We start from the raw sequence: 21,146 nt of genomic DNA, 5'->3' as shown, positions 1-21,146 counted from the left end.
GCGCGCCATCCCTGACCGCCATCGGATTTTCGCTGTCGTACGAGGAATCAGATGCCAGGCAACCGCGACCGGCGAACACGTCATCGGTCCGCCTCTCGCACATCCCTCCGGTACTCGTTCGTCGTGCCGTTCGTCGTGCCCGCGGTCCTCGCCACGGGAATCTGGGGCTACACGGCGGCCGGGCTGGTCGACGAACAGATCCGGTTGTGGGCCGAGTCGGACCGTGCCACCTCCGTCGCCGCGCCCACGCAGACCGTGCTGTCCCGGCTCCAGGAGGAGCGCCGGCTCACGGCCGTGTGGCAGACGAGCCGCGCCGGGTCGGACCGCTCGAAGCTGGACGTGGCCCGCGAGAAGACGGACGCCGCGGTCACCTCGTACCGCAAGGCGTCCATGTCCACGCTCGACACGCCACGGCTGCGGGACCTGGCGGAAGAACTCGACGAGGCGCTGGACGACCTGTCGGACCGGCGTTCGGCGATCGACGACCGGGAACTCGACGGCGACGGCGCCTTCCAGTACTTCACCGGCGCCGTGCAGGCCGGGGTGAACCTGTTCGGCGCGGCCATGAGCAGCGACGACGGAGGCCACGCACACTCCGCCGAGGCCACCACGGCGGTCGTACGGCTCACCGAGATGCTCTCCCGCGAGGACGCGCTGATCTCCGGTGCGCTGCCCTCGCGCAAGCTGACCGCGCAGGCGCGCACCCGGTTCTCCCAGTACCTGGCGATTCAGCAGGAGATCCGCGCGGCCCTCAACGCCCGTGATCTGCCCGCCGGGGGCGCCGCCTCCTACGGGGAGATCACCGACAGCGCGCAGTGGACCACCATCGGCGTCGTCGAGGACGCCATGGCCAACGGCGAGGGCACCGCCCTGCCCCGGCAGGCACCGACCTGGCCCGGGGCCGGGGACGTGGTCATCCGTGATCTCCAGTCGCTGGGCGCGGAGTCCGTGCGGGGCGTCGCCGACGCCGGTGCGGACCGCGCCGACGATCTGCTCCTGGCCACCCTGCTGGGTTCCGCCGCCACCCTGGCCGCGCTGACGGCCGGGGCGCTGCTGGCCTCCCGCGGCAGGCGCTCCACGCTGCGCCGGATCACCGATCTCCAGCGCAGGACCGAGGAGTTGTCGGACGTCTGGCTGCCTCAGTTGCTGGCCAGGATCGAGCGGGGCGAGCGAATAGAGCCCGAGTCCCTGGCCACCGGGCGGCACCCCTCGGCGAACGAGATGGAGCGGCTCGCCGGCGCCATCGACCACCTGGGGCGGGTCGCCGCGGAGAGCGCGGTACGCCAGAACCTCGGCCGGGAGGGCTCCGAGAAGGTCTTCGCCCAGCTGATCCGCCGGACGCAGATCCTGATCCACCGCCTCATCTCGCTCCTGGACGACCTGGAGCGCAAGCACGAGGACTCCGACCTGCTGAAGGACATCTTCAAGGTCGACCACCTCGCCACGCGTGTCCGCCGGCACGCGGAGAACCTGGTGATCCTCTCCGGTTCGCCGCCCACCCGCCGGATGACCGCGCCCGTCTCCATCACCGACGTGATGCGCAGCGCGGTCGCGGAGACCGAGGCGTACACCCGCGTCAAGATCAAGAACCAGCCGGCTGACCGGCGGCTGGCCCTGACCGGGCGGGCCGTGTCGGACGTGACGCATCTGCTCGCGGAACTCATCGAGAACGGCACCAGCTTCTCGCCGCCGGACACCCAGGTGTTCGTCAGCGCCACCAAGGTCGCCAAGGGCCTGGCCATCCATGTCGAGGACCACGGCCTGGGTGTGCCGGAGGAGCTGCGGCACAAGGCGAACCACCTCCTCGCCCACCCGCCCAAGCTCGACATGACCGCCCTCGGCGAGGACCCCCGCCTCGGGCACTTCGTGGTGGCGCGGCTCGCCGCACGCAACAACATCAAGGTGGAGCTGCGCGAGTCGGTGTACGGCGGCACGCTCGTCGTCGTGCTGCTGCCGGCGGACCTCCTGGAGGAGGTGGACTCGCCGGTCCTCGACCAGCTCACGTCGGCCGCCGCCGCGTCGAACATGGCGGCGGTCTCCTCCGGTGGCAGTGAGCGGACCGGGCTCGGCGGGGGTGGGCGCCCCGCCTCCGACGTGTCCGAGCCACTGACCGCGGGAGTGCTCGCGGGTGTGGGCGCCGGTGCCGCCTCCGGCGGCCCCGGCCCCCTGGCTGCTCCCGGGAACCTGCTGACGGACACCCGGATGCCGGACCACAGCGGGTTCCCCGACTACGGAGGTGCCGGTCTGCTGCCACCCGAATCGGCACCCCCGACGGCCCGGTCCGCGGGAACGACCGACTGGGCTCCCCCGCAGGAGCCCGCCACGCACCACACGCCGCCCGCCGGGCAGACCACAGCGCCGCACACCACCATGACCAGTGGTGTCGGCACGGCCGGGGCGGCGCACCAGGGTCCGGGCGCCGGGTACGGCGGCGGATCCGAGTACGGTTCCGGCACCCGGATGAGCGCCGGAACGGAGTACGGGACCGGAGGCGGACCCCGGTACGGAAGCGGAGGCGGTGCCGGGCTCGGGCCCACCGCCACGGGGTCGGGTGCCTTGACCGGGCGCCCCTCCCCCGCCGCCTCCGGCCGGGACACCTCCTCCGGACCCCTGACCACCCCCCAGGTCCTGCCCCAGCGGACCCGGGGAGCGAGCCTCGCACAGCAGCTCCGCAAGGAAGCCGCGGACGGGCTGCGGGAGGGCGACACCGAGGCGGGGCTCTCCCCCGACGCCTCGGCCCGCGCCATGATCGCGATACAGCAGGGGTTGAAGCGGGCCCGGCTCTCCGAGCCGGGCGAGCCGGACGGCACCCACGACCGGCAGTCACCACCGCGCGGCCCCGGCGCCACCTGACGGGCGCTTCCCCTGGCGCCCCACCACTCGGCGCACCCCCCAATGGCGCCACCTGACCGGCGCTTCCCCTGGCGCCGACTAACTGTGAGGAACATTCAGCAATGACTGAGCAGGTACAACCCGGTCCCCAGCTGGACTGGCTCCTGGACGGACTCGTCGAGCGGATTCCGGAGATCCGTTGCGCCGTCGTGCTGTCCGGGGACGGCCTTCTCATCGGAAAGTCGAGGGACATCCGGCGGGACGACGCCGAGCACCTGTCCGCCGTCGGTTCCGGCATGCACAGCCTCGCGCGGGGTGTGGCACGCCACTTCCACGGCGGCGAGGTGCAGCAGACCGTCATCCAGATGGAGCGGGCGTTCCTCTTCGTCACGGCCGCCGGCCGGGGTGCGCGGCTGGCCGCGATCGCCTCGGAGGAGGTGGACGTCGGCATGATGGCGTTCGAGATGGGCACTCTGGTCAAGCAGGTCGGCAAGTACCTGAGTGCGGCACCACGCGTGGAGGCCCCGTCCGGTTACGTCCAGGATGCGTGAACCGCGATGGCTCGACGATGAGCAGGCCGGACGCCATGTCCGGCCGTACGCCATCACCGGTGGCCGTACCCGCCACAGCAGACATCACTTCACGCTGATCACGCTGGTGGTCTCCCGGTTCACCCATGAGTCGGAGCAGGACCACTTAGAGCCGGAGGCCATGGCGATCCTCGCGCTGTGCCGCGAACGTGCCGTCGCCGTGGCCGAGATCGCGGGGACCCTGGATCTGCCGGTGAGTGTGGTGAAGGTGCTCTGTGGCGACCTCCTCAACGCCGAGCTGATCATTGTCCAGGCCCCGCCCGCGCTGACCGAGCAGCCGAGCGTGGATCTCATCGAAAGGGTGATGGATGGTATCCGTCAGCTCTGAGCCGATCCTCCCCACCGCCTTGAAGATCCTCATCGCGGGAGGTTTCGGCGTCGGCAAGACCACCATGGTGGGCTCGGTGAGTGAGGTCGACCCGCTGGAGACCGAGGAGCGCATCACCACGGCGAGCGTGGGCGTGGACGACCTGGCAGGCGTCGAGAAGAAGACCTCGACCACGGTCGCCATGGACTTCGGCCGTATCACCATCTCGCCCGAGCTGGTGCTCTACCTCTTCGGTACGCCGGGCCAGGACCGCTTCTGGTTCATGTGGGACGACCTGTCGACAGGGGCGCTGGGCGCCGTGGTCCTCGCCGACACCCGCCGTCTGGACGCGTCGTTCGCCTCGATCGACTTCTTCGAGTCCCGCGACATCCCGTTCGCCGTGGGTGTCAACTGCTTCGACGGCCGCCGCGATGCGACCGCCGAGCAGGTCCGACAGGCCCTCGACCTCGACCCGTCGACGCCGGTCGTCCTGTGCGACGTACGGGAGCGCCAGTCCAGCAAGACGGTCCTGCTTGCGGTGCTCGAAGCGGCCCGCGCGCAGGCGGAGGCCCGACTGGCGGCGAGCGGACAGCTCTGACGGCCCGGATCCCGGGGCGGGGCCGACGGCGCGGCCTCTGGCGCCCCTTACCCGTCCAGCACCAGGACATCGATCTCGCACTGGCTACCCACCATGCTTCCCACTCGCCGTACGGAGAGGGAAGCGTAGACCGGGCCGTGCCGTCCCGGTGGAAGGTCACGCCGTCGGAGGGGCGGGCTCGGCGGTTTCCCGGCCCTCCGACGGCAGTTCTGCCCAGACGACGCGACCGGACCGTTGTGGGGTTTCGTTGACCCCCCAGTCGCTGCTGAGCATGCCGACCAGCATGAGCCCGCGTCCGTTCTGGTCGTCGGGTCCCGGTCGGCGTCGGGCGGGCAGGGCGTGGCCGCTGTTCTGGTCCTCGACCTCGATGCGGAGCCGCTGCCCGGTGAGGTGCAGCCGACACGCGATCCACTCGCTCGTGGTGTGGGTCAGCGCGTTGGTGACAAGTTCGGAGGTGATGAGGAGGGCGTCCTCGCGGGTGTCCGGAGTCACTCCCCACTCTTCGAGCAGTTCGCGGACGGTTCTGCGTGCCTCACCCACCGAGGCGGGCACCGCAGGCAGTCCGAACACGCCCGCTCGGTGGGGTTCATAGGTGGCTCTGTGGGTGGGTGGACACATGGTCGGCGGTAACCGGTCCGACGACTGGGGGAGGAGGGGCGGAGCCATCGCCGTATGCCTTTCGTGGGCTCTTCGCACCGTCAGTGGTGCCGGTGCCACGGCCGGCCTCGCCATCCGCCGCAAGGGTCGTGCAACTCGCGGCGCACTGCGCTGAGTTGCGGCCACATCTCCCCCAACCTGGCCGCTCAGCCCCAGCGTTCACCGAAGCCGTGACGGTGGTCCCACTCTGGCATCCGTGAACAACACCTCGCAACCAGCAAGTTGAAATTTGCAATTCGCCGATCGCAGGTTGCCGCCGTTCGAGCCAAGATCGTGCCAGACTGCGTCAGCGAGGCCGGGAGGTGGGTGTGACTGCGGAGACCGACTGGGGCGGGGCCCCCTCCGTACTGCGCATGATCCTCGGCCGACAGCTGGAGGAGCTGCGCACCCGCGCCGGGCTCACGTTCGAGCAGGCCGGTGAGGCGATCGGGGTGAGTCACTCGACGATCCGCCGGATGGAGGCCGCCAAGGTCGCCCGGCTGCGTCTCGCGGATGTCGAGAAACTGCTCCGGGTCTACGGGGTGAGCGACCAGCAGGAGATCGAGACCTTCCTCAAATCGGTCCGCGAGGCCAACAAGCGCGGCTGGTGGCACACCTACCGGGATGTCCTGCCCGACTGGTTCGCCGCCTATCTGAGCCTGGAACAGGCGGCGCTCCAGATCCGCGCGTACGAGGCGCAGTTCGTGCACGGGCTGCTGCAGACCGAGGCGTACGCGCGGGCCCTGCTGGGCGCCGGCAATCCGCACGCGGCGACCGAGGCGACCGAGCGCCGGGTGGCGCTGCGGATGCGCCGCCAGGAACTGCTCACCCGGGAGCAGCCGCCTCGGCTGTGGGTGGTGATGGATGAGACGGTGCTCAGATGGCCGGTGGGCGGACCGGACGTGATGCGCGCCCAGATCGACCATCTGATCGAGCTCAGTCGGCTGCCGCATGTGACGGTGCAGCTGATGCCGTTCCGGAACGGCCCGCATCCGGCGATGCGGGCCGGTGCGTTCCATCTCTTCCGGTTCAGGGCACCCGAACTGCCGGACATCGTCTATCTCAACGGTCTGGTGGGTGCGGTGTACCTCGACAAGGGGGGCGACGTGGTCGTCTACCGCGAGGCCATGGACCGGTTGGGCGCGCAGTCCGCGCCTCCCCGCAAGACCGAGGCCCTCCTCGGCGCCCTACGCAAGGAGCTCTGACGTGCACCACGACATATCCCAGGAAGTGCGCCACTCGATACGTGACATTCGCGATGTACGCAACGGCATGCCGGCCCGCGAGCTCGGCGCCCACGACTGGCGCCGGCCCTGGAGCGACGACGCGGGCGGCGCCTGCGTGGAGGTGAAGAAGCTGGCCGACGGGCGGGTCGCCGTCCGCCAGTCGACCGATCCGGACGGCCCGGCGCTGGTCTTCACCCCTCGGGAGATGACCACGTTCCTGGCCGCGGTGAAGGCGGGCGAGGCCGACTTCCTGCTGTGAACCCCCTTGCTGCCACGCTGTGTTGACGCACCACTTGCTGAACCGGGGTTCGGCGCACGCCGGACCCCGGGCTTTGCCCGACCGTGCACCTGGACCGAACGACCTGATGGGAGGGGCGGCGTTGCCCGAAAACGGATGGCCGGCCGACCGGATCGACACCGAGCACGCGCATTCCGCGCGCATCTACGACTACATCCTCGGCGGGAAGGACTACTACCCGGCCGACAAGGAGGCCGGTGACGCGATGGCGCGCGAGTGGCCGGCCCTGCCGGTCCATATGCGCGCCAACCGCGACTGGATGAACCGGGCGGTGCGCTGGCTCGCCGAGGAGGCCGGCATGCGCCAGTTCCTCGACATCGGAACCGGCATCCCCACCTCCCCCAACCTCCACGAGATCGCCCAGTCGGTGGCCCCCGAGTCGCGGGTGGTCTACGTGGACAACGACCCCATCGTCCTCACCCTGTCCCAGGGTCTGCTGTCCAGTACCCCGGAGGGCAGGACCGCGTACATCGAGGCCGACTTCCAGGACCCGGACGCCGTCCTCGGCTCCGACGAGTTCCGGGAGACCCTCGACCTCACCGAGCCGGTCGCGCTCACCGTGATCGCGATCGTCCACTTCGTCCTGGACGAGGACGACGCGGTGGGCATCGTCCGCCGGCTCCTCGAACCCCTCCCCTCCGGCAGCTACCTCGCGATGACCATCGGCACCGCCGAGTTCGCGCCGGAGGAGGTGGGCCGGGTCGCCCGCGAGTACGCGGCCCGCGACATGCCGATGCGGCTGCGCACCATCGACGAGGCTCATGAGTTCTTCGAGGGCCTGGAGCTCGTGGAGCCCGGCATCGTCCAGGTCCACAAGTGGCACCCGGACGGCACCGGCGAGCAGAACATCCGCGACGAGGACATCGCGATGTACGGGGCGATAGCCCGCAAGCCGTAATCGTGGGCGGCGCTCTCCCGGCGCCGTCCCGCCGGTACCGCGCCGTCCGGCCGCCGCGGAGCCCGGGTGGCCCTCGCGGCGGCCGGGTCAGCGCGGTGCCGGGCCGGTGCTGCGGCGGACGATGAGCTCGACCGGGACGACCTGTTCGGTCTCCGAGGGCTCCTCGGCGTCGTCGGGCTCGTCCAGCTGGGTCAGGAGCAGCCGCAGTGACCGGGTGCCGATCTCGGAGAAGTCGGTGCGGACGGTCGTCAGCGGAGGCAGCAGATGCGCGGCCTCCGGGATGTCGTCGTAGCCGACCACGCTCACGTCGTCCGGGACGCGGCGGCCCGCCTCGTGCAGGGCCCGCAGCAGACCGAGGGCCATCTGGTCGTTGGAGACGAAGACGGCGGTGACGTCCGGGCTGTCCGCGAGCCGCCGCCCCAGTGCGTAGCCGGAGTCGGCGCTCCAGTCACCGACGAGCGGTTCGTGCACGGGGACGCCGGCCCCGGTGAGGGTCTCGCGCCAGCTCGCGGCACGCCGGTCGGCGGACGTCCAGCCGGTGGGCCCCGCGATGTGCCAGACCGTGGCGTGGCCGAGGCCCAGCAGATGCTCGGTGGCCAGCCGCGCGCCGGACCGGAAGTCGGACGACACCACGGGCGTGCCGTCGCCGAGGCCGTTGTCGAGCATCACCAGCGGGGTGTCGGGGCGGGCCCCGGCCAACGCCGTCGCCACCGGACGCTGGGGGGCGATGGCGATGATCCCGTCCGCGCCCTCGGCCGACAGCCGGTCCACCGCCTGGACGACCGTGTCGCGGTCCGCCGTGTCCAGCGCGATGGAACTGACCAGGTAGCCGGCCTGCTGGGCCGCCGTGTTGATGGCGGTGAGCGTGGAGGCGGGGCCGTAGCGCGCCGCGTCGAACGAGATCACTCCGAGCATGCGGGTACGGCCGCTGGCCAGGGATCGCGCGCTGCGGCTCGGACGGTATCCGAGGGTGCGCATCGCGGCGCGCACGGCCTCGCGGGTCTCCGGGCGTACCGCCGGGTTGTCGTTGAGGACGCGGGAGACGGTCTGCTTGGAGACGCCGGCGAGCCGGGCCACGTCCTCCATCACCGGCCGGGCGCCGGCGAAGTTCCGTCTGCTGCGGCTGCCGGTGGGTCTGGGGCCGCCGGCCGCACCGGCGCCCCCGGCCGCGGTGCCGTCCGTGGTGCTTCGGGGCATGCGGCGCTTCCTTCTTCGACCGGTGGCGGGACGGCGTCCCGCCGGGGTTCACAGAATAGGTGCGGCTCCCGGGGTGCCGGGGAGCCGATGAGAAGCAGGGGCGCGGGCCTCTGCCCCGGCCTCGCGGTCAGCCCGCGCGGAACGGCAGGGTGTGGACGGTGAGCCACTCCACCCGGTCGATCTCCGCCGGCAGCGGGGAGTCGCTGGTCCGGCCCGGAATGTACACCGGCGCCCCGGCGGGCAGCGGCAGGATCTTCAGCCGCAGGCCCGCCGTACGCAGCTCCCCTTGCGTCCGCAGCCGGTCCACGGCGAGGTCCCAGACGCGCCCGGAGTAGTACTGGTCGGCGACGAGCCGGTCCCCGACGTAGGCGCGGCCGACGTCGCCGGTCCAGTGCACACGGAGCAGGGTGCCGGGCGGCAGATCGTCCGGCACCGGCACGTGGTACTCGGCGGCGACGGCGTCGTAGTGCTCGTCCGCGGGCGCACTGGCCCGCCCGAGCACGCCGAACGCGGTGGGCGGTGCCTCGCCCGCCGGCCGCACGAGGACGACGGGCAGGGTCCGGCCCGCCCCGCTCCTGCCGTCCGCCCCGCTCCTGCCGTCCGCGCCGCCCCGTGCCTCGGCCGCCGCCGTGACCACCGTGTAGCGGGCGAAGACCCCGTCCGCCGTCTCCTTGACCGTGCCCCCGGCGATCACGGGTGCCGCCCGTGGCGCGGGCAGCACCGCGAGCGACGGCTCCGGGGACGGGCCGTGCACCCGTACCTCGTCCCGGTGGGTGTCGAAGACGACGCCGCCGTCGCCGAGGAGCAGCCGCTCGGCGCCCCAGGCGCGGCCCCGGTAGGCGGTACGGGCCGTCGCCGCGTCCAGGACCAGGAGGTCGACGCGGCCGCCGTCGGCGGTGTCCACCTCGACCAGCGCGTCCGTGCCGGGCCGCAGTCCGGTGACGAGAAGGCGGCCCCCGACGGTCGTCAGGTCACCGGAGGGCGCCCGCACCGCCTTCACCGACCGTGCGTCCAGGGCGAGTTCGGGGGTGATGCCGTCGATGGCGGCCAGCACCAGCACCGGGTGGCCGCTTCCTCCGGCGCCCTCGCCCGCGCCGCCCACCACGCACACCGCCTGCGCCGTGGCCCACTCCAGCCGCAGTGCGCCCAGGTCGAGCCGCAGCGGCCAGCAGAAGTACGCGCCCCGGCGGACCGTGACCGGCGCGGACGGCAGGGTGAGGGGCGGCGCGTCGGGGAAGTCGACCGTGAAGGAGACGTCCGTGTGGTCCGGCAGCGGCTCGTGCGGCTGGTGGTTGTTGACGAAGAGGAAGCCGGACCGCCCGTCCCCGCGCACCGCCCAGCGCAGGGTCTCCCGGTCGTCCTGCCCTGTCGGCCGCCGGTCGGGCAGGACCGACGTCATGGGGGCGATGAGCTGCCCGAAGTCGGCCAGCAGCAGGTGCTGGAGGCGGAGTTCGTCGTAGGAGGGGCGGTACTGGCCGTACTCGCCGAGCGGGGCCTGGAAGTCGTAGGTGAGCAGGGGCAGGTCGTTGGGGCTGCCGGTGGCGTGGGACTCCTGGAGGGAGGCGGTGCTCCCCCGGGGGTTCGTGCCGCCGTGGAACATGTAGTAGCCCTGCCACACCGATCCGCACCCGATCTTGGTGAGGCCGAGGGCGCCGATGTCGGCGGCGTCGACGCGCGGCCTGCGGTGGTAGGCCACGGCCATGCCGCCGCCCAGCTCGCAGGTCGCCCAGGGGAAGCGGTCCGCCGGCGCGTCCGGATCGCCGCCGCGGACCGTCGTGGGGCGCAGGTCGGCGCCGATGCCCTCGTCGTCGCGCTGGTGGGTGAAGAAGAAGTGTGTGCGGCAGGTGTCGGGCCAGCCGGCGTCCGCCTCGGTCCAGAAGGTCTCGGTGTAGCCGCCGTAGAGGGGCAGGAGTTCGTCCGGGGGCAGCTGGACGCCGCCCCAGGCGGTCGACGTCCACAGCGGGGCGGCGAGTCCGGCTTCCTGTGCCGTCCGCTTCAGGGTCAGCAGATGGCCCGGCTGGTCGTACAGCTCGTTCTCGATCTGGATGGCCACGACGGGGCCGGCGTTGCCCCGGTCGAGGCCGCGGAGCTGCTCGGCGACGGCCGCGTACCAGCGGCGGACGGGGGCGAGATAGGCCGGGTCGTCGGTGCGGGGCGCGTCGGTGCGGGCGAGGACCCAGTCGGGCAGGCCCCCGCCCCGTACCTCCGCGTGCACCCAGGGGCCGATCCGGGGGATGAAGTCCAGACCGTGCCGGGCGCAGAGCTCGGCGAAGCGCCGCAGGTCGCGGTCGCCGTCGAAGCGGAGGTCGCCCTCGGTCTCCTCGTGGTGGATCCAGATGACGTACGCGGCGACGACCGTCACCCCGCCCGCCTTCATCTTCAGCAGCTCCTCCTCCCACTCCCCCGCGGGACAGCGGGTGAAGTGGAACTCGCCGGAGACGGGGAACCAGGGGCGGCCGCCGCGGGTGAGCCAGCGGCTGTTGACCTCGATGGGGTCGCTCGCGCCGGGGACGTCCGCGAAGGGCAGATGCCCACGCAGCGGGGGCGGGGGGTGGGCCGGGAGGCGCAGCTGGTGGGGGGCCGTCATCAGGGCTTCACCGGTCCCAGGTCGGGCGTGTCGGTGAAGTGCGCTCGGGCGGCGGTGGTCGCGTTGAGCTCCAGCAGGACCAGGTCGTTGGTGCCGGCGCGCAGGACGGGGGCGGGGACGTAGAGGGTGCGCTGCGGGCCCCGGTTCCAGTAGCGGCCGAGGTGGAAGCCGTTGACCCAGGCCTGGCCCTTGGTCCAGCCGGGCAGGGAGAGGAAGGTGTCGGCGGGGGTGTCGACGTCGAAGGTGCCGTGGTGGAAGGCGGGGACGGTGGCGGGCATCGTCGCGTCGGCCGGGACGAAGGGGACCGTGGACAGGTCGGTCAGGGGCAGCCGGTGGACGTCCCAGCCGTGCAGGGGTGTGCCGTTGAAGGTGACGGGGCCGAGCAGGCCCTTGGGGGCGCCGATGCGGGGCCCGTAGTTCACCCCGCCCATGTTCTCGACCAGCACCTCCAGCCTGGCGCCGGCGCGGGGCACACGCAGCGGGAGGGTCTCGTCGTGGCGTTCGCGCTCCAGTACGCCGACGGGGGCGCCGTCCACGAAGACCTGGGCGCGGTCGCCGACCCCGCCGGTGAAGTGCAGCAGGCCGTCGCCCGGCTCGGGGAAGGCGCTGCGGTAGAGGACGTAGCCGGAGCGCTGGCCCAGCTCCTCCATGGTGGCCGGGTCGTCGGTGCATGTGACGGGCGTGCTCTGGGCGGTGGCCCACGGCAGGAGGGGCGCTGTGCGGTCCAGCTCGACGGCGATGCCGGAGAGTTTGGGGGACGGGGCCGGGGCGGGCTCGGCCGGGACCGGGGCGTGGCGGGCGATCACCTCGCGGAAGGCGTGGTACTTGGGGCCGGGGTCGCCGGACTCGGTGAGGGCGGCGTCGTAGTCGTAGGAGGTGACGATCGGGGCGTAGCACTGGTCGTGGTTGGCGCCGTTGGTGAAGCCGAAGTTGGTGCCGCCGTGGAACATGTAGATGTTGACGGAGGCGCCCGCGGCGAGCAGCCGGTCGAGGTCGGCGGCGGCGTCGGCGCCGTCCCGGACGTGGTGCTCCTCGCCCCAGTGGTCGAACCAGCCGATCCAGAACTCCGAGCACATCAGCGGCCCTTCGGGCTGGTGCTCGCGGAGTTTGCGCAGCGACTCCTCGATCCTGCCGCCGAAGGTGCCGGTGGACAGCACGCCGGGCAGGCTTCCGGCGGCCAGGTGGTGGGTGGAGCCCGCCTGGTCACAGGTGAACAGCAGCTCCTCGACGCCCCGTGAGCGCAGCGCGTTGTGCACGTGCTTGAGGTACGCGGTGTCGTCGCCGTAGGCCCCGTACTCGTTCTCGACCTGGACGGCGATGACGGGTCCGCCATGGGCCGCCATGTGCGGCAGCAGCGGGGGCAGCAGGATGTCGAGGTAGCGGTCGAGGGCGTCCGTGAACCGGGGGTCGCTGGTGCGCAGCCGGATGTCGGGGTCCGTGGTGAGCCAGGAGGGCAGACCGCCGCCGTCCCACTCGGCGCAGATGTACGGGCCGGGGCGCAGCAGCACGTGCAGGCCCTCGGCGCGGGCCAGGCTGAGATAGCGGGGCAGGTCGAGCAGGCCGTCGAGGACCAGGGGGCTGTCGGGGTCGGGCTGGTGGAGGTTCCAGGGGACGTAGGTCTCCACCGTGTTCAGGCCCATCAGCCGGGCCTTGCGCAGCCGGTCTGCCCACAGGTCGGGGTGGACGCGGAAGTAGTGCATCGCGCCGGAGATGATCCGGAACGGCTCGCCGTGGAGGAGGAAACCGTCGGAGGAGGTGGTGAGGGCGGGCGGGCGCAAGGCTGTTTCCCTTCGGCTGGGATGTGCGGGTGACTCGGAGGACGGACTCGGCTCAGACGGACGGGGCGTCGGCGCGGGTGGCGCGGATCAGCCACACCGTGGCCAGCAGGCACAGGGCGGAGACCCCGCACAGCAGGAGCGGCACCGCGCGGACGCCGGACCATTCGATGGCCTTGCCGAGCACGGGCCCGGCGGCCACTCCCCCGACCATGGAGGCGGCGATGACCAGCGCTCCGGCGCTGCGGGCACGCGGCGCTGCGGCGTTCAGCCAGGGCAGGCCGGTGGGGAAGATCGGTGCCATGAAGAGGCCGACGCCGGCGTACGCGAACGGGGCGAGCCACGGGACGACGGCGAGCAGCAGACAGACGGTCATGCCCGCGCAGGAGACGGCGATGATCGTCTGAGGGGAGTACCGCAGGGCGATGGGGACCACCAGAAAGCGGCCGACGGTCAGCATCAGCCAGTACACGGAGGTCGCGGTGGCGGCGGCCCCGGCGCCGTAGCCGACGGTCTCCAGGTGGGTGGGCTCCCAGCCGCCTACGCCGGCCTCGATGCCCACGTGCAGGACGTAGAGGGCGACGAACACACCGAGCACCGAGGCCAGACCGCGGCTGAGGGCGGACCCGCCGGCCCCCTCGGCGTCCTTCTCCGGGGCGGCTGTCAGGGGCGCTCGGTCGCGTACGCCGCGCAGGCACAGCAGCAGCGGCAGGTTGGCGGCGGCGAAGGCGAGGAAGACCGCCGGGTAGTGCTCGGCGCCGACCGCGCCGATCAGGGCGGGGCCGAGGATCGCGCCGATGCCGAAGTGGGCGTTGAGGATGTTCAGCATGGCCGTCGAGCGCCGGCCGAAGCCGACGGCGAAGAGCTGGTTGAGGCCGTAGTCGATACCGCCGAAGCCGAGACCGGCGAGCAGGGCGGCGGCAAGGCCGAGGGGCCAGTTCGGGGCGAGCGCGAAGCCCGCCGCGCCGAGGGCCATCAGCAGGTACGAGGCGCCGAGGATGGTCCGGTTGCCCATCCGTCCGTAGAGCCGGTCGAAGAGCAGGACACCGGCGACGCCGCCGACGAAGTGGGCGCTCAGGCCGAGCCCGGCGGCCGACGGGGACAGCCCGAACTCGTCACGGAAGGCGGGGATGGCGGGCCCGTACAGCGCCTGGAGGGCGCCGATGAGCACGAACCCCGCACAGGAGGCGACCACGGCGGCAGGGCTGAAAACCCTTGCTTCCTTGATCACTTGGGGGTGGTTCACGTCTTGTGCGGTCGGTATGTCGGGCACGCGGGCTCCACCTCGTCGCGGCGGGGACCCTCGCAGTGTTACCGGTAACATTGTGCCCGTCAAGACGCCGTTCACCCGAGCACCGGAGTCGGGTGGCCGACCGCGACCCGGTTTCGGACCGCGCATGGGTGTGCCGACGGGCAAGGACACGGACGGCGTGCGGCCGGTCCTGCCCGTCGGCGGGGGCGCGGGCTGCGGCGGATCCCGTCGGCTGTGCGGTGCTCAGCCGGGGCCGGACTGCCGCCGGGCCTCGTCGGTGACCTGCTGTCCGGAGTCGCGAGCCTGATCGGCCACCTGGGTGGCCTGGTCCCGGGCCTCGCCCTGCGTGGTGCGTGCGGCCTCCGCGGCGGTGTCCTTGACCTCCTGCGCCGCGCTCTGGACGCTCTCCTTGGCCTCCTCCTTCAGGGTCTGCGCGGAGTCGAGGGCGGCCTGCTTCACCGGTTCCAGCGCTTCGCCGCCGCGCTGCATCAGATCGCCGGCCTTCTCCCGCTCCACCTGGGAGGCGGGCACCATCGAGGCGGCCAGCATGCCGACGCCGAAGGCGATCAGACCGGCGGCCAGCGGGTTCCCCTGCGTCTGGCGCATCGCCTGGTCCGGAGCCTGCCGTACGGCTTCGCCGGCCTGGTCGGCCGCCTGGCGGGCGGTGTCGACCGCCTGCCGACCGCCCTCCTGCAGCGATCCGGCCATCGACTGCGCTCCGCCGCCGACCTCGTGGGCGGCCTGGGAGGCGGATCCCATGACCCGTTCCCGCATGCCCGAGACGGCACCGCGCATCCTGCGCGTGCGACGACGGGCCATCTTCCGAGGGCTTGCACGGTCCGCGAGCCGGTTCACGTCGGCGGACAACCGGTCCCGGGTGGCGGTGATCTCGGCCCTCATCTGGTCGGGTGACGTGCCCATTGCGCGTCCTCCTTCAGTGTCTCGACTGTGTGCTCGGGCTTCGGCGACACGGTGCGCATCCGGGTGCGGCCCCGTTGGTACAGCACCGCCGCGACCACGGCCCACACCGCGGTGACGATGAGGGCGGCCCAGCCGCCGTCCATCACGTTGGCCAGGCCCAGCAGCGCGGCCACGGACAGGAACAGCAGGACCATGTAGCCGGCGAATCCGGCGCCGCCGTACATGCCGGCCGCCTTGCCCGCCTTGGTCGCCTCCTGCTTGACCTCGGTCCTGGCCAGTTGGACCTCCTGCCGGAACAAGGTCTGGACGTCGGAGGTCACGGCGGACAGCAGTTCGCCCACCGAGGTGTCCTCAGCCCGGGTCTCCAGGTGACGGGACGGGATCGAGGACATCGCTCACACCTCCGGATGGGCACGGGCCGCCGCACCGCCCGGGGGCATGCCGACGGACGGCTGCAGCTCCGGCTGCAGCTCCGGCTGCAGTTCCGGCTGCAGTTCCGGCCGCGGCGCGGAGGGCAGCGCAGTGGGGCGACCCTCGGCCGGGGCCGTGGACCGCTGTCCCTGCCCGTCGGACCCGTCGGCCTTCGCCGCCACCTTCACCAGCCGCCCGACGGCCAGCCCCGCCAGCAGCGCGCCACCCAGGAACATGCCGGGGCGTCGACGGGCGAAGTCCTGCACATCGGTGAGGACGCCGTCCACCCCCGCCCGGTCGAGATAGTCGGCCGCCTTGTGCCCGCCGTCGGCCGCCTGAGCGGCGAGGCCGCGGGCGGGGGAGTCGCTCGGCGCGTTCTCCGCCAGCCCCGCCAGGTCGTCCGCCCAGTGGCGCATCGAGTCGGCGGCCCGCCTGGCCTGTTCCTCCACCTCGTTCATCGCCCGGCTCCGCAGATCGCGGACGACCGCGCCGGCCTGCTGACGCGCCTCCCCCACCACGGCCTGGGCCTGCTCCACGGCGGTGCCCCCGACCTGCCCCGCGGCCTGCTTGGCGCGATCGGCGGTGGCCGACGCCTCGGCCTTGGCCGTCTCACCGGTCTGCCGCAACCTCGTCGAGTTGCCCTGTTCTGCCTCGCTCATCAGCCACTCCTCCTCACACGGTCACGTAACTTTGAGCGCGTTGTGTAGGCGAGTGACTTTTTTGTTGTTGTTCACACACCTTTGAGGTGATTTATCCCCTCTTCCTGAAGGGCACTGGTCGACTGCGTGACGCGGACTACGATCCCGGCGGCCTTCGGTACCGCAATCTCTGCACGTGCAGGGGCTTTCTTCCATCCGACGACGACGATGACCTGTGCCGACGGGCCTTCGGCCGGCACTCGGCCGAGCAGCATGCCTGAGTGATCACTGAACTGAGCCGGCGGCACACCCCCCTCGCCGCGCCCTCCGCTCGGCGCCCCCTCAGGCGTCCGCGTCCTCTCGCGTCATCGGCGGCTCCTCGGGGGTCGGGTGGGCCGGGCCGAAGAGGACCGCCCGGGCCACCTTCGGGGCGAAGAGTGCTGTCAGCGGCTCCTTGAGGGTGAGGGCGGAGCGGAAGGCGCGGCCCACGACGGGGTCGCCCGGCGTGCGCTCCTGGACCCGGCGCAGATACCAGCCGGCGACCCGGTCGGCGGGCCGCGCCGCCGCGGCGTTGCCGATCGCTCCGGGCATCTTCTTGTCCGCCCCGGCCGAGATGTCCCAGGCCTGCCGGGACGCGGCGAGCAGCGCCTTCTGCACGCGGCGGGTGCTGGGCGTACGGCGCGGGTCGGCGAGAGCGTCACGCAGCGCCACGGCGCTCAGCGCGGCGACGGCCATGCCCTGCCCGTAGATCGGGTTGAACGTGCACAGCGCGTCGCCGGTCGCGAGGAACCCCGCGGGACGGCGGCCGGGCAGATCGTAGCGGCGCCGGACGTTGGCGGTCCGCCGGAAGCCGGACACCGGCGAGAGCGGCTCGGCATCCCGCATCCAGCGATGCACCACCGGATGCGGGAGTCGCTTGGCATACGTTTCGAACTCCTCCTCGTCCGTGGGCGGTTCGTCGCCGCGCAGCCCGGAGAAGGTGGCCAGATGCGTACCGTCCTCCAGGGGCAGCACGACGACGCCGTACGGCTGGGCGGGGTTGGGGACGACATAGAACCCGAGTGCCGCGGCGGTCGGATCGGCGCCGAGCGTTCCGGTCGTGTCGCGGTAGACGCGGGACGCGTACGCCAGGCCGGTGTCGATGGTCTCCTCGTGCGGCGCCTCGGCCCCGACGGCCGTCAGCCAGCGCGGGGCCCTGGTCCCGCGCCCCGAGGCGTCGACGACCAGGTCGGCCGCGAGTTCCCGCTGCTCGCCCCGGGGGCCGTCGCCGCGCTCGCGGAGCAGTACACCGCGTACACGGGAGGCGTCGCCGAGGAGTCCCACGGTCTCTGTCCCCTCGACGAGCGTGACGGAGGGATCGGCCAGCACCCGGCGCCGGATCAGCCGCTCGATCTGCGCCCGCGAGCCGGTGTGGATGTGGGTCGAGGCAGGAACCCGCCGGAGCCAACGGCCGCTCTGCCACTGCACGATGTCCTCCGGCATCCCGACGCGCGGCGCGCCCGCCGCCCGCAGCTCCTCCATGAACCCCGGCAGCAGCGCCTCCAGGGCGAGTTGACCGCCCTCCAGCAGGACGTGCGGATGCCGGCTCTGCGGTACGCCGGGCCGGGGCGCCGTACCTGCCGGGGTGCTCCCGGCGTCGTCGGCGGGGAAGCGGTCCCGTTCCACGATCGTCACCCGCTCCGCGTGCCCGGCGAGGACGTGTGCGGCGAGCAGCCCCGCGAGACTGCCCCCGACCACGACCGCGTGCCGACCGGCCGAGCCGCCCGATTCCGTCGATCCCCAACCACCCTCTGCGCGAACCGAGTTCACCGAACGTGCCCCCTCTTCCGGAGATTCCCTGCCGACGGACACCAGTATCACCGCGCCCCGGCGGACCACCCGGCGGCGCACCGACGCCTGCCGCCGTCCATCGCCACCCTCCCGCACGTAACTCTAGGTAACTCGCGATGCCACGTATCGTCATGGGGTCACAGAAGATACGAGATACGAGATACAAGGGGGCCTCATTGGCACTGGAGCCGGTGTGGTTCGCGGTTCTGGGGTCGGTCCGGGTGCGGCGGGCGGGGGTGGAACTGCCCCCGGGGCGTCCCCAGGAACAGGCGCTGCTGGCGCTGCTCCTGGCACGGGCGGGGCGGCCGGTCGCGGTGGGCGAGATCGTCGACGTGCTGTGGGGGCGACGCCCACCGGACAGTGCCATCAATGTGATACGGCGTCATGTCGGTTCCCTGCGGCGATGGTTGGAGCCAGGACTGCCCAACCGTGCCGTCGGGCGGTGGCTCGTCCGCGATGCGGGCGGGTACCGGCTCCTGGCCGACGACGACTGTCTGGATCTGCTCCGCTTCCGTCGGCTGCGGGACGAGGCGCGGCGGACCGCCGCCGACCCGGACGCACCGTCCGCGCGGGCCGTGGACATCCTCACCGAGGCCCTGGAGCTGTGGCGCGGCCCGGTCGGCACCGGCCTCCCCGCCGAGCTCCGGGAGCGGGCGGGGTTCGGCCAGCTCGACCGAGAGCGCCTGGCGGCCGTACGGGACGCGGCCGACCAGGCCCTGCGCGCCGGCATACCCGACGCGGTGCTGCCGGTACTCCACGAGGCCGCGCTCGGCGACCCGTTGGACGAACCCCTGCTGTCCAGGCTCATCCTCACCCTGGCGGCCACCGGACGAGCGGCCGAGGCACTGAGCACCTACCGGGCGGCCCGCACACGACTCGCCGACGAGCTGGGGATCGATCCGGGGCGGGAGCTGCGGGAAGCGCACCGGGCGGTACTGCGCGATGCGGCACCCCGCAGCGCCGACGCGTCGCCGGGGGCCGCGACTCCTTCCCCCGCCCCGAGCCGCTCAACGACCGCAACCACACCATCCCCCACACCCACACCCACACCCACACCCATCCCAGCCCAACTCCCGCACGATCTGCGGACGTTCACCGGCCGCGGGGCGGAGCTGGAGCGGGTACTGGCTCTCCTGGACACCGCCGCCCCCGGCACCGTCGTCATCAGCGCCATCGGTGGTATGGCCGGCATCGGCAAGACCACGCTCGCCGTGCACTGGGCGCACCGGGTCGCCGACCGGTTCCCGGACGGGCAGCTGTACGTCGATCTGCGGGGCTTCGCCTCCTCGGGCGCGGTGATGGGCGCGGACGAGGCGGTACGGGTGTTCCTCGACGCGCTGGGCGTGCCGCCGGAGCGGGTTCCGCACGGCGTGGACGCCCGCGCCGCGCTCTACCGCAGCCTGCTGGCCGGACGACGGTTCCTGGTACTGCTGGACAACGCGCGCGACACCGAACAGGTACGGCCGCTGCTGCCGGGGGCGCCCGGATGCCTGGCCATCGTCACCAGCCGCAACCAACTGACCGGGCTGGTGTCCGCGCACGGCGCCCACGCGCTGACCCTGCGGCCACTGGACACCGAACAGGCGCGGGCGTTCCTCGAACGGCGGCTGGGTGCGGACCGGCTCGTGGGCGAGTCGCGGGCGGTGGCCGAGATCACCGCGCTGTGCGCGGGGCTGCCGCTGGCCCTGGCGTGCGTGGCGGCCCGTGCCGCCGCGCATCCGCGTTTCCCGCTGTCGGCGATCGCGGCCGAACTGCGGGAGGCGCACGGCAGCCTCGACGCGTTCAGCCGGAGCGACTCCTCCGCGAACGTCGGCGCCGTGTTCTCGTGGTCCCTCAGTGCCGTCTCCCCCGACGCGGCACGCCTCTTCCCGCTCCTCGCACTGCACCCCGGCCCTCACTTCTCCGCGCCGGCGACGGCCGCGTTGGCCGGGCTCCCGGTGCGCCGGGCCCGGTCGCTGCTGACCGAGCTCGCCGACGTCCAGCTCATCCACGAGCAGGCCCCCGGCCGCTACACCCTCCACGACCTCCTGCGTGCCCACGCGACCGGACTGCTTCGGGAAGCCGGACCCGAGCCGGACGGCGGCACGCCCACCGGGAGCGACACGACCGCGGGGCACGAGGCGGCCGCGGGGCACGAGGCGGCCGTCGGGCGGCTGTACGCGTACCACCTGCATGCCGCCCACGCCGGCCAGCGGCTGCTCGCCCCGCAGGAGGATCCGTTGGCGCCGGGGCCGGTCCCGGAGGGGGTGCGGGTCGAGTCGTTCGGCGATCACGAGCAGGCCCTGGAATGGCTGACCACCGAGTACCCGGTGCTCCTGGCCGTGACCGAGGCGGCGGTCCGCTCCGGTCGGGACCGGCTCGCCTGTCTGCTGGCCTGGTCACTGGAGCCGTACTTCGACCGGCGGGGCCACTGGCACGACTGGGCGGCCACCCAGCGGACGGCACTCGACGCCGCCCTCCGGCTGGGCGCCCCCGAGTGGGAGGCCAGGGGGCTGCGTGCGCTGGCCCGCGCCGAGGGGCGCCTGTGCCTGCACGACCTGGCCCGGCCCCGGCTCGACCGCGCCCTGGAGCTCTTCACCGGGCTGGGCGACGACATCGGGCGGGCCGACACCCACCGCAGCCTCGGCTGGACCTGCGACCAGGAGGGCGATCTGCCCGGCGCGCTGCGCCACAACCGGATCGCCCTGGAACTCTTCCGGGACAGCGGCCGCCCGGCCGCGCACGCCAGCGTCCTCAACTCGGTCGGCTGGTACCACGCGCTGCTCGGCGAGTACCGGGAGGCGCTGAGCCACTGCTTCCAGGCCCTGCCCCTGCTCCAGGATCTCGGTGACCGCTACGGCCAGGCGGCGACCTGGCACAGCATCGCCTACGCCTACCACCATCTCGGCCGCCACCGTCAGGCCCTCCTCGGCTACGGCAACGCGCTCGCCTTCTACCAGGAGCTGGGCGTGCCCTATCTGGAGGCGAGCACCCTCGTCCACATCGGCGACACCCATCGCGCGATGAGCAACCACGACGACGCCCAGGAGGTCTGGCAGCAGGCGCTCACCATCCTCATCACCCTCGGCCACCCCGACGCCGACGCGGTCAGGGCCCTGCTCGCGGTCGGTGACCGATGTGTGTGACCGGCGGGACACCCGAGACGTCCAC

General features: G+C 72.7%; 17 protein-coding genes. 8 read left to right on the top strand and 9 right to left on the bottom strand.

Annotated features, from left to right (window positions below; genetic code table 11):
• The first annotated feature begins 123 nt into the window (after positions 1-123).
• The 4 genes from ACZ43N_RS01435 to ACZ43N_RS01420 all read left to right on the top strand — a co-directional run bounded on the left by ACZ43N_RS01435 (position 124) and on the right by ACZ43N_RS01420 (position 4,327).
• Positions 124-2,853, top strand: a complete 2,730-nt coding sequence (locus ACZ43N_RS01435) for a sensor histidine kinase (protein ID WP_468094290.1) — start codon at positions 124-126, stop codon at positions 2,851-2,853.
• A gap of 101 nt (positions 2,854-2,954) precedes the next feature.
• Positions 2,955-3,383 carry a roadblock/LC7 domain-containing protein gene (locus tag ACZ43N_RS01430; RefSeq protein WP_159774189.1) on the top strand — a complete coding sequence of 143 codons (429 nt, stop codon included), beginning with the start codon at positions 2,955-2,957 and terminating at the stop codon, positions 3,381-3,383.
• Positions 3,376-3,750, top strand: a complete 375-nt coding sequence (locus tag ACZ43N_RS01425; RefSeq protein WP_249828106.1) for a DUF742 domain-containing protein — start codon at positions 3,376-3,378, stop codon at positions 3,748-3,750. Before ACZ43N_RS01430 ends, ACZ43N_RS01425 begins: the two co-directional genes overlap by 8 nt.
• A complete protein-coding gene (locus ACZ43N_RS01420; protein WP_468094289.1) occupies positions 3,731-4,327 on the top strand; it encodes a GTP-binding protein in 597 nt (198 codons plus the stop codon). The genes ACZ43N_RS01425 and ACZ43N_RS01420 overlap by 20 nt, the downstream gene beginning before the upstream one ends.
• Before the next feature lie 156 nt (positions 4,328-4,483).
• On the opposite strand, the gene ACZ43N_RS01415 is transcribed toward ACZ43N_RS01420, so the two are convergent.
• Positions 4,484-4,897, bottom strand: coding sequence for an ATP-binding protein (locus tag ACZ43N_RS01415; RefSeq protein ID WP_468094288.1), 414 nt, complete (start codon positions 4,895-4,897; stop codon positions 4,484-4,486).
• A 395-nt stretch (positions 4,898-5,292) separates the two neighbouring features.
• Between ACZ43N_RS01415 and ACZ43N_RS01410 the strand changes: the two genes are divergently transcribed.
• The 3 genes from ACZ43N_RS01410 to ACZ43N_RS01400 all read left to right on the top strand — a co-directional run bounded on the left by ACZ43N_RS01410 (position 5,293) and on the right by ACZ43N_RS01400 (position 7,385).
• Positions 5,293-6,168: a helix-turn-helix domain-containing protein gene (locus ACZ43N_RS01410; protein WP_468094287.1), complete on the top strand. Its 876-nt coding sequence runs from the start codon at positions 5,293-5,295 to the stop codon at positions 6,166-6,168.
• A 67-nt stretch (positions 6,169-6,235) separates the two neighbouring features.
• Complete coding sequence (locus ACZ43N_RS01405) at positions 6,236-6,448, top strand: DUF397 domain-containing protein (RefSeq protein WP_468094672.1); 213 nt, start codon at positions 6,236-6,238, stop codon at positions 6,446-6,448.
• 121 nt (positions 6,449-6,569) lie between these two features.
• Positions 6,570-7,385, top strand: coding sequence for an SAM-dependent methyltransferase (locus ACZ43N_RS01400; RefSeq protein ID WP_468094286.1), 816 nt, complete (start codon positions 6,570-6,572; stop codon positions 7,383-7,385).
• 87 nt (positions 7,386-7,472) lie between these two features.
• Here the strand turns inward: ACZ43N_RS01400 and ACZ43N_RS01395 are convergent, their stop codons facing one another.
• The 8 genes from ACZ43N_RS01395 to ACZ43N_RS01360 all read right to left on the bottom strand — a co-directional run bounded on the left by ACZ43N_RS01395 (position 7,473) and on the right by ACZ43N_RS01360 (position 17,903).
• Complete coding sequence (locus ACZ43N_RS01395; protein WP_468094285.1) at positions 7,473-8,582, bottom strand: LacI family DNA-binding transcriptional regulator; 1,110 nt, start codon at positions 8,580-8,582, stop codon at positions 7,473-7,475.
• Positions 8,583-8,709: 127 nt separating this feature from the next.
• A complete protein-coding gene (locus tag ACZ43N_RS01390) occupies positions 8,710-11,169 on the bottom strand; it encodes a beta-galactosidase (RefSeq protein WP_468094284.1) in 2,460 nt (819 codons plus the stop codon).
• Entirely contained in the window at positions 11,169-12,947 is a 1,779-nt protein-coding gene (locus ACZ43N_RS01385) for a glycoside hydrolase family 35 protein (protein WP_468094283.1), read from the bottom strand. Before ACZ43N_RS01385 ends, ACZ43N_RS01390 begins: the two co-directional genes overlap by 1 nt.
• 52 nt (positions 12,948-12,999) lie before the next feature.
• On the bottom strand, positions 13,000-14,217 hold the full coding sequence (locus tag ACZ43N_RS01380) for an MFS transporter (RefSeq protein ID WP_468094282.1): 1,218 nt from the start codon (positions 14,215-14,217) through the stop codon (positions 13,000-13,002).
• A gap of 222 nt (positions 14,218-14,439) precedes the next feature.
• Positions 14,440-15,117, bottom strand: coding sequence for a DUF3618 domain-containing protein (locus ACZ43N_RS01375; RefSeq protein ID WP_468094281.1), 678 nt, complete (start codon positions 15,115-15,117; stop codon positions 14,440-14,442).
• The gene (locus ACZ43N_RS01370) at positions 15,093-15,509 is read right to left on the bottom strand and encodes a phage holin family protein (RefSeq protein ID WP_468094280.1); all 417 of its coding nucleotides are present in this window, start codon (positions 15,507-15,509) and stop codon (positions 15,093-15,095) included. The genes ACZ43N_RS01375 and ACZ43N_RS01370 overlap by 25 nt, the downstream gene beginning before the upstream one ends.
• Before the next feature lie 3 nt (positions 15,510-15,512).
• A complete protein-coding gene (locus tag ACZ43N_RS01365; protein WP_468094279.1) occupies positions 15,513-16,187 on the bottom strand; it encodes an ATP synthase subunit B family protein in 675 nt (224 codons plus the stop codon).
• A gap of 321 nt (positions 16,188-16,508) precedes the next feature.
• Positions 16,509-17,903: an FAD-dependent oxidoreductase gene (locus ACZ43N_RS01360; RefSeq protein WP_468094278.1), complete on the bottom strand. Its 1,395-nt coding sequence runs from the start codon at positions 17,901-17,903 to the stop codon at positions 16,509-16,511.
• 269 nt (positions 17,904-18,172) lie between these two features.
• Between ACZ43N_RS01360 and ACZ43N_RS01355 the strand changes: the two genes are divergently transcribed.
• Positions 18,173-21,121, top strand: a complete 2,949-nt coding sequence (locus ACZ43N_RS01355) for an AfsR/SARP family transcriptional regulator (RefSeq protein ID WP_468094277.1) — start codon at positions 18,173-18,175, stop codon at positions 21,119-21,121.
• Positions 21,122-21,146: the final 25 nt, after the last annotated feature.

The sequence above is a fragment of the Streptomyces sp. NPDC030814 genome, assembly GCF_055572155.1.
This window is presented reverse-complemented; position numbering and strand designations above follow the sequence as displayed.

Excerpts from the sequence above, each read along its gene's own strand:
- ACZ43N_RS01430 (WP_159774189.1), top strand. The coding sequence starts at position 2,955 with ATGACTGAGCAGGTACAACCCGGTCCCCAGCTGGACTGGCTCCTGGAC.
- ACZ43N_RS01425 (WP_249828106.1), top strand. The coding sequence starts at position 3,376 with ATGCGTGAACCGCGATGGCTCGACGATGAGCAGGCCGGACGCCATGTC.
- ACZ43N_RS01420 (WP_468094289.1), top strand. The coding sequence starts at position 3,731 with ATGGTATCCGTCAGCTCTGAGCCGATCCTCCCCACCGCCTTGAAGATC.
- ACZ43N_RS01405 (WP_468094672.1), top strand. The coding sequence starts at position 6,236 with ATGCCGGCCCGCGAGCTCGGCGCCCACGACTGGCGCCGGCCCTGGAGC.
- ACZ43N_RS01395 (WP_468094285.1), bottom strand. The coding sequence starts at position 8,582 with ATGCCCCGAAGCACCACGGACGGCACCGCGGCCGGGGGCGCCGGTGCG.
- ACZ43N_RS01390 (WP_468094284.1), bottom strand. The coding sequence starts at position 11,169 with ATGACGGCCCCCCACCAGCTGCGCCTCCCGGCCCACCCCCCGCCCCCG.
- ACZ43N_RS01375 (WP_468094281.1), bottom strand. The coding sequence starts at position 15,117 with ATGGGCACGTCACCCGACCAGATGAGGGCCGAGATCACCGCCACCCGG.
- ACZ43N_RS01370 (WP_468094280.1), bottom strand. The coding sequence starts at position 15,509 with ATGTCCTCGATCCCGTCCCGTCACCTGGAGACCCGGGCTGAGGACACC.
- ACZ43N_RS01365 (WP_468094279.1), bottom strand. The coding sequence starts at position 16,187 with ATGAGCGAGGCAGAACAGGGCAACTCGACGAGGTTGCGGCAGACCGGT.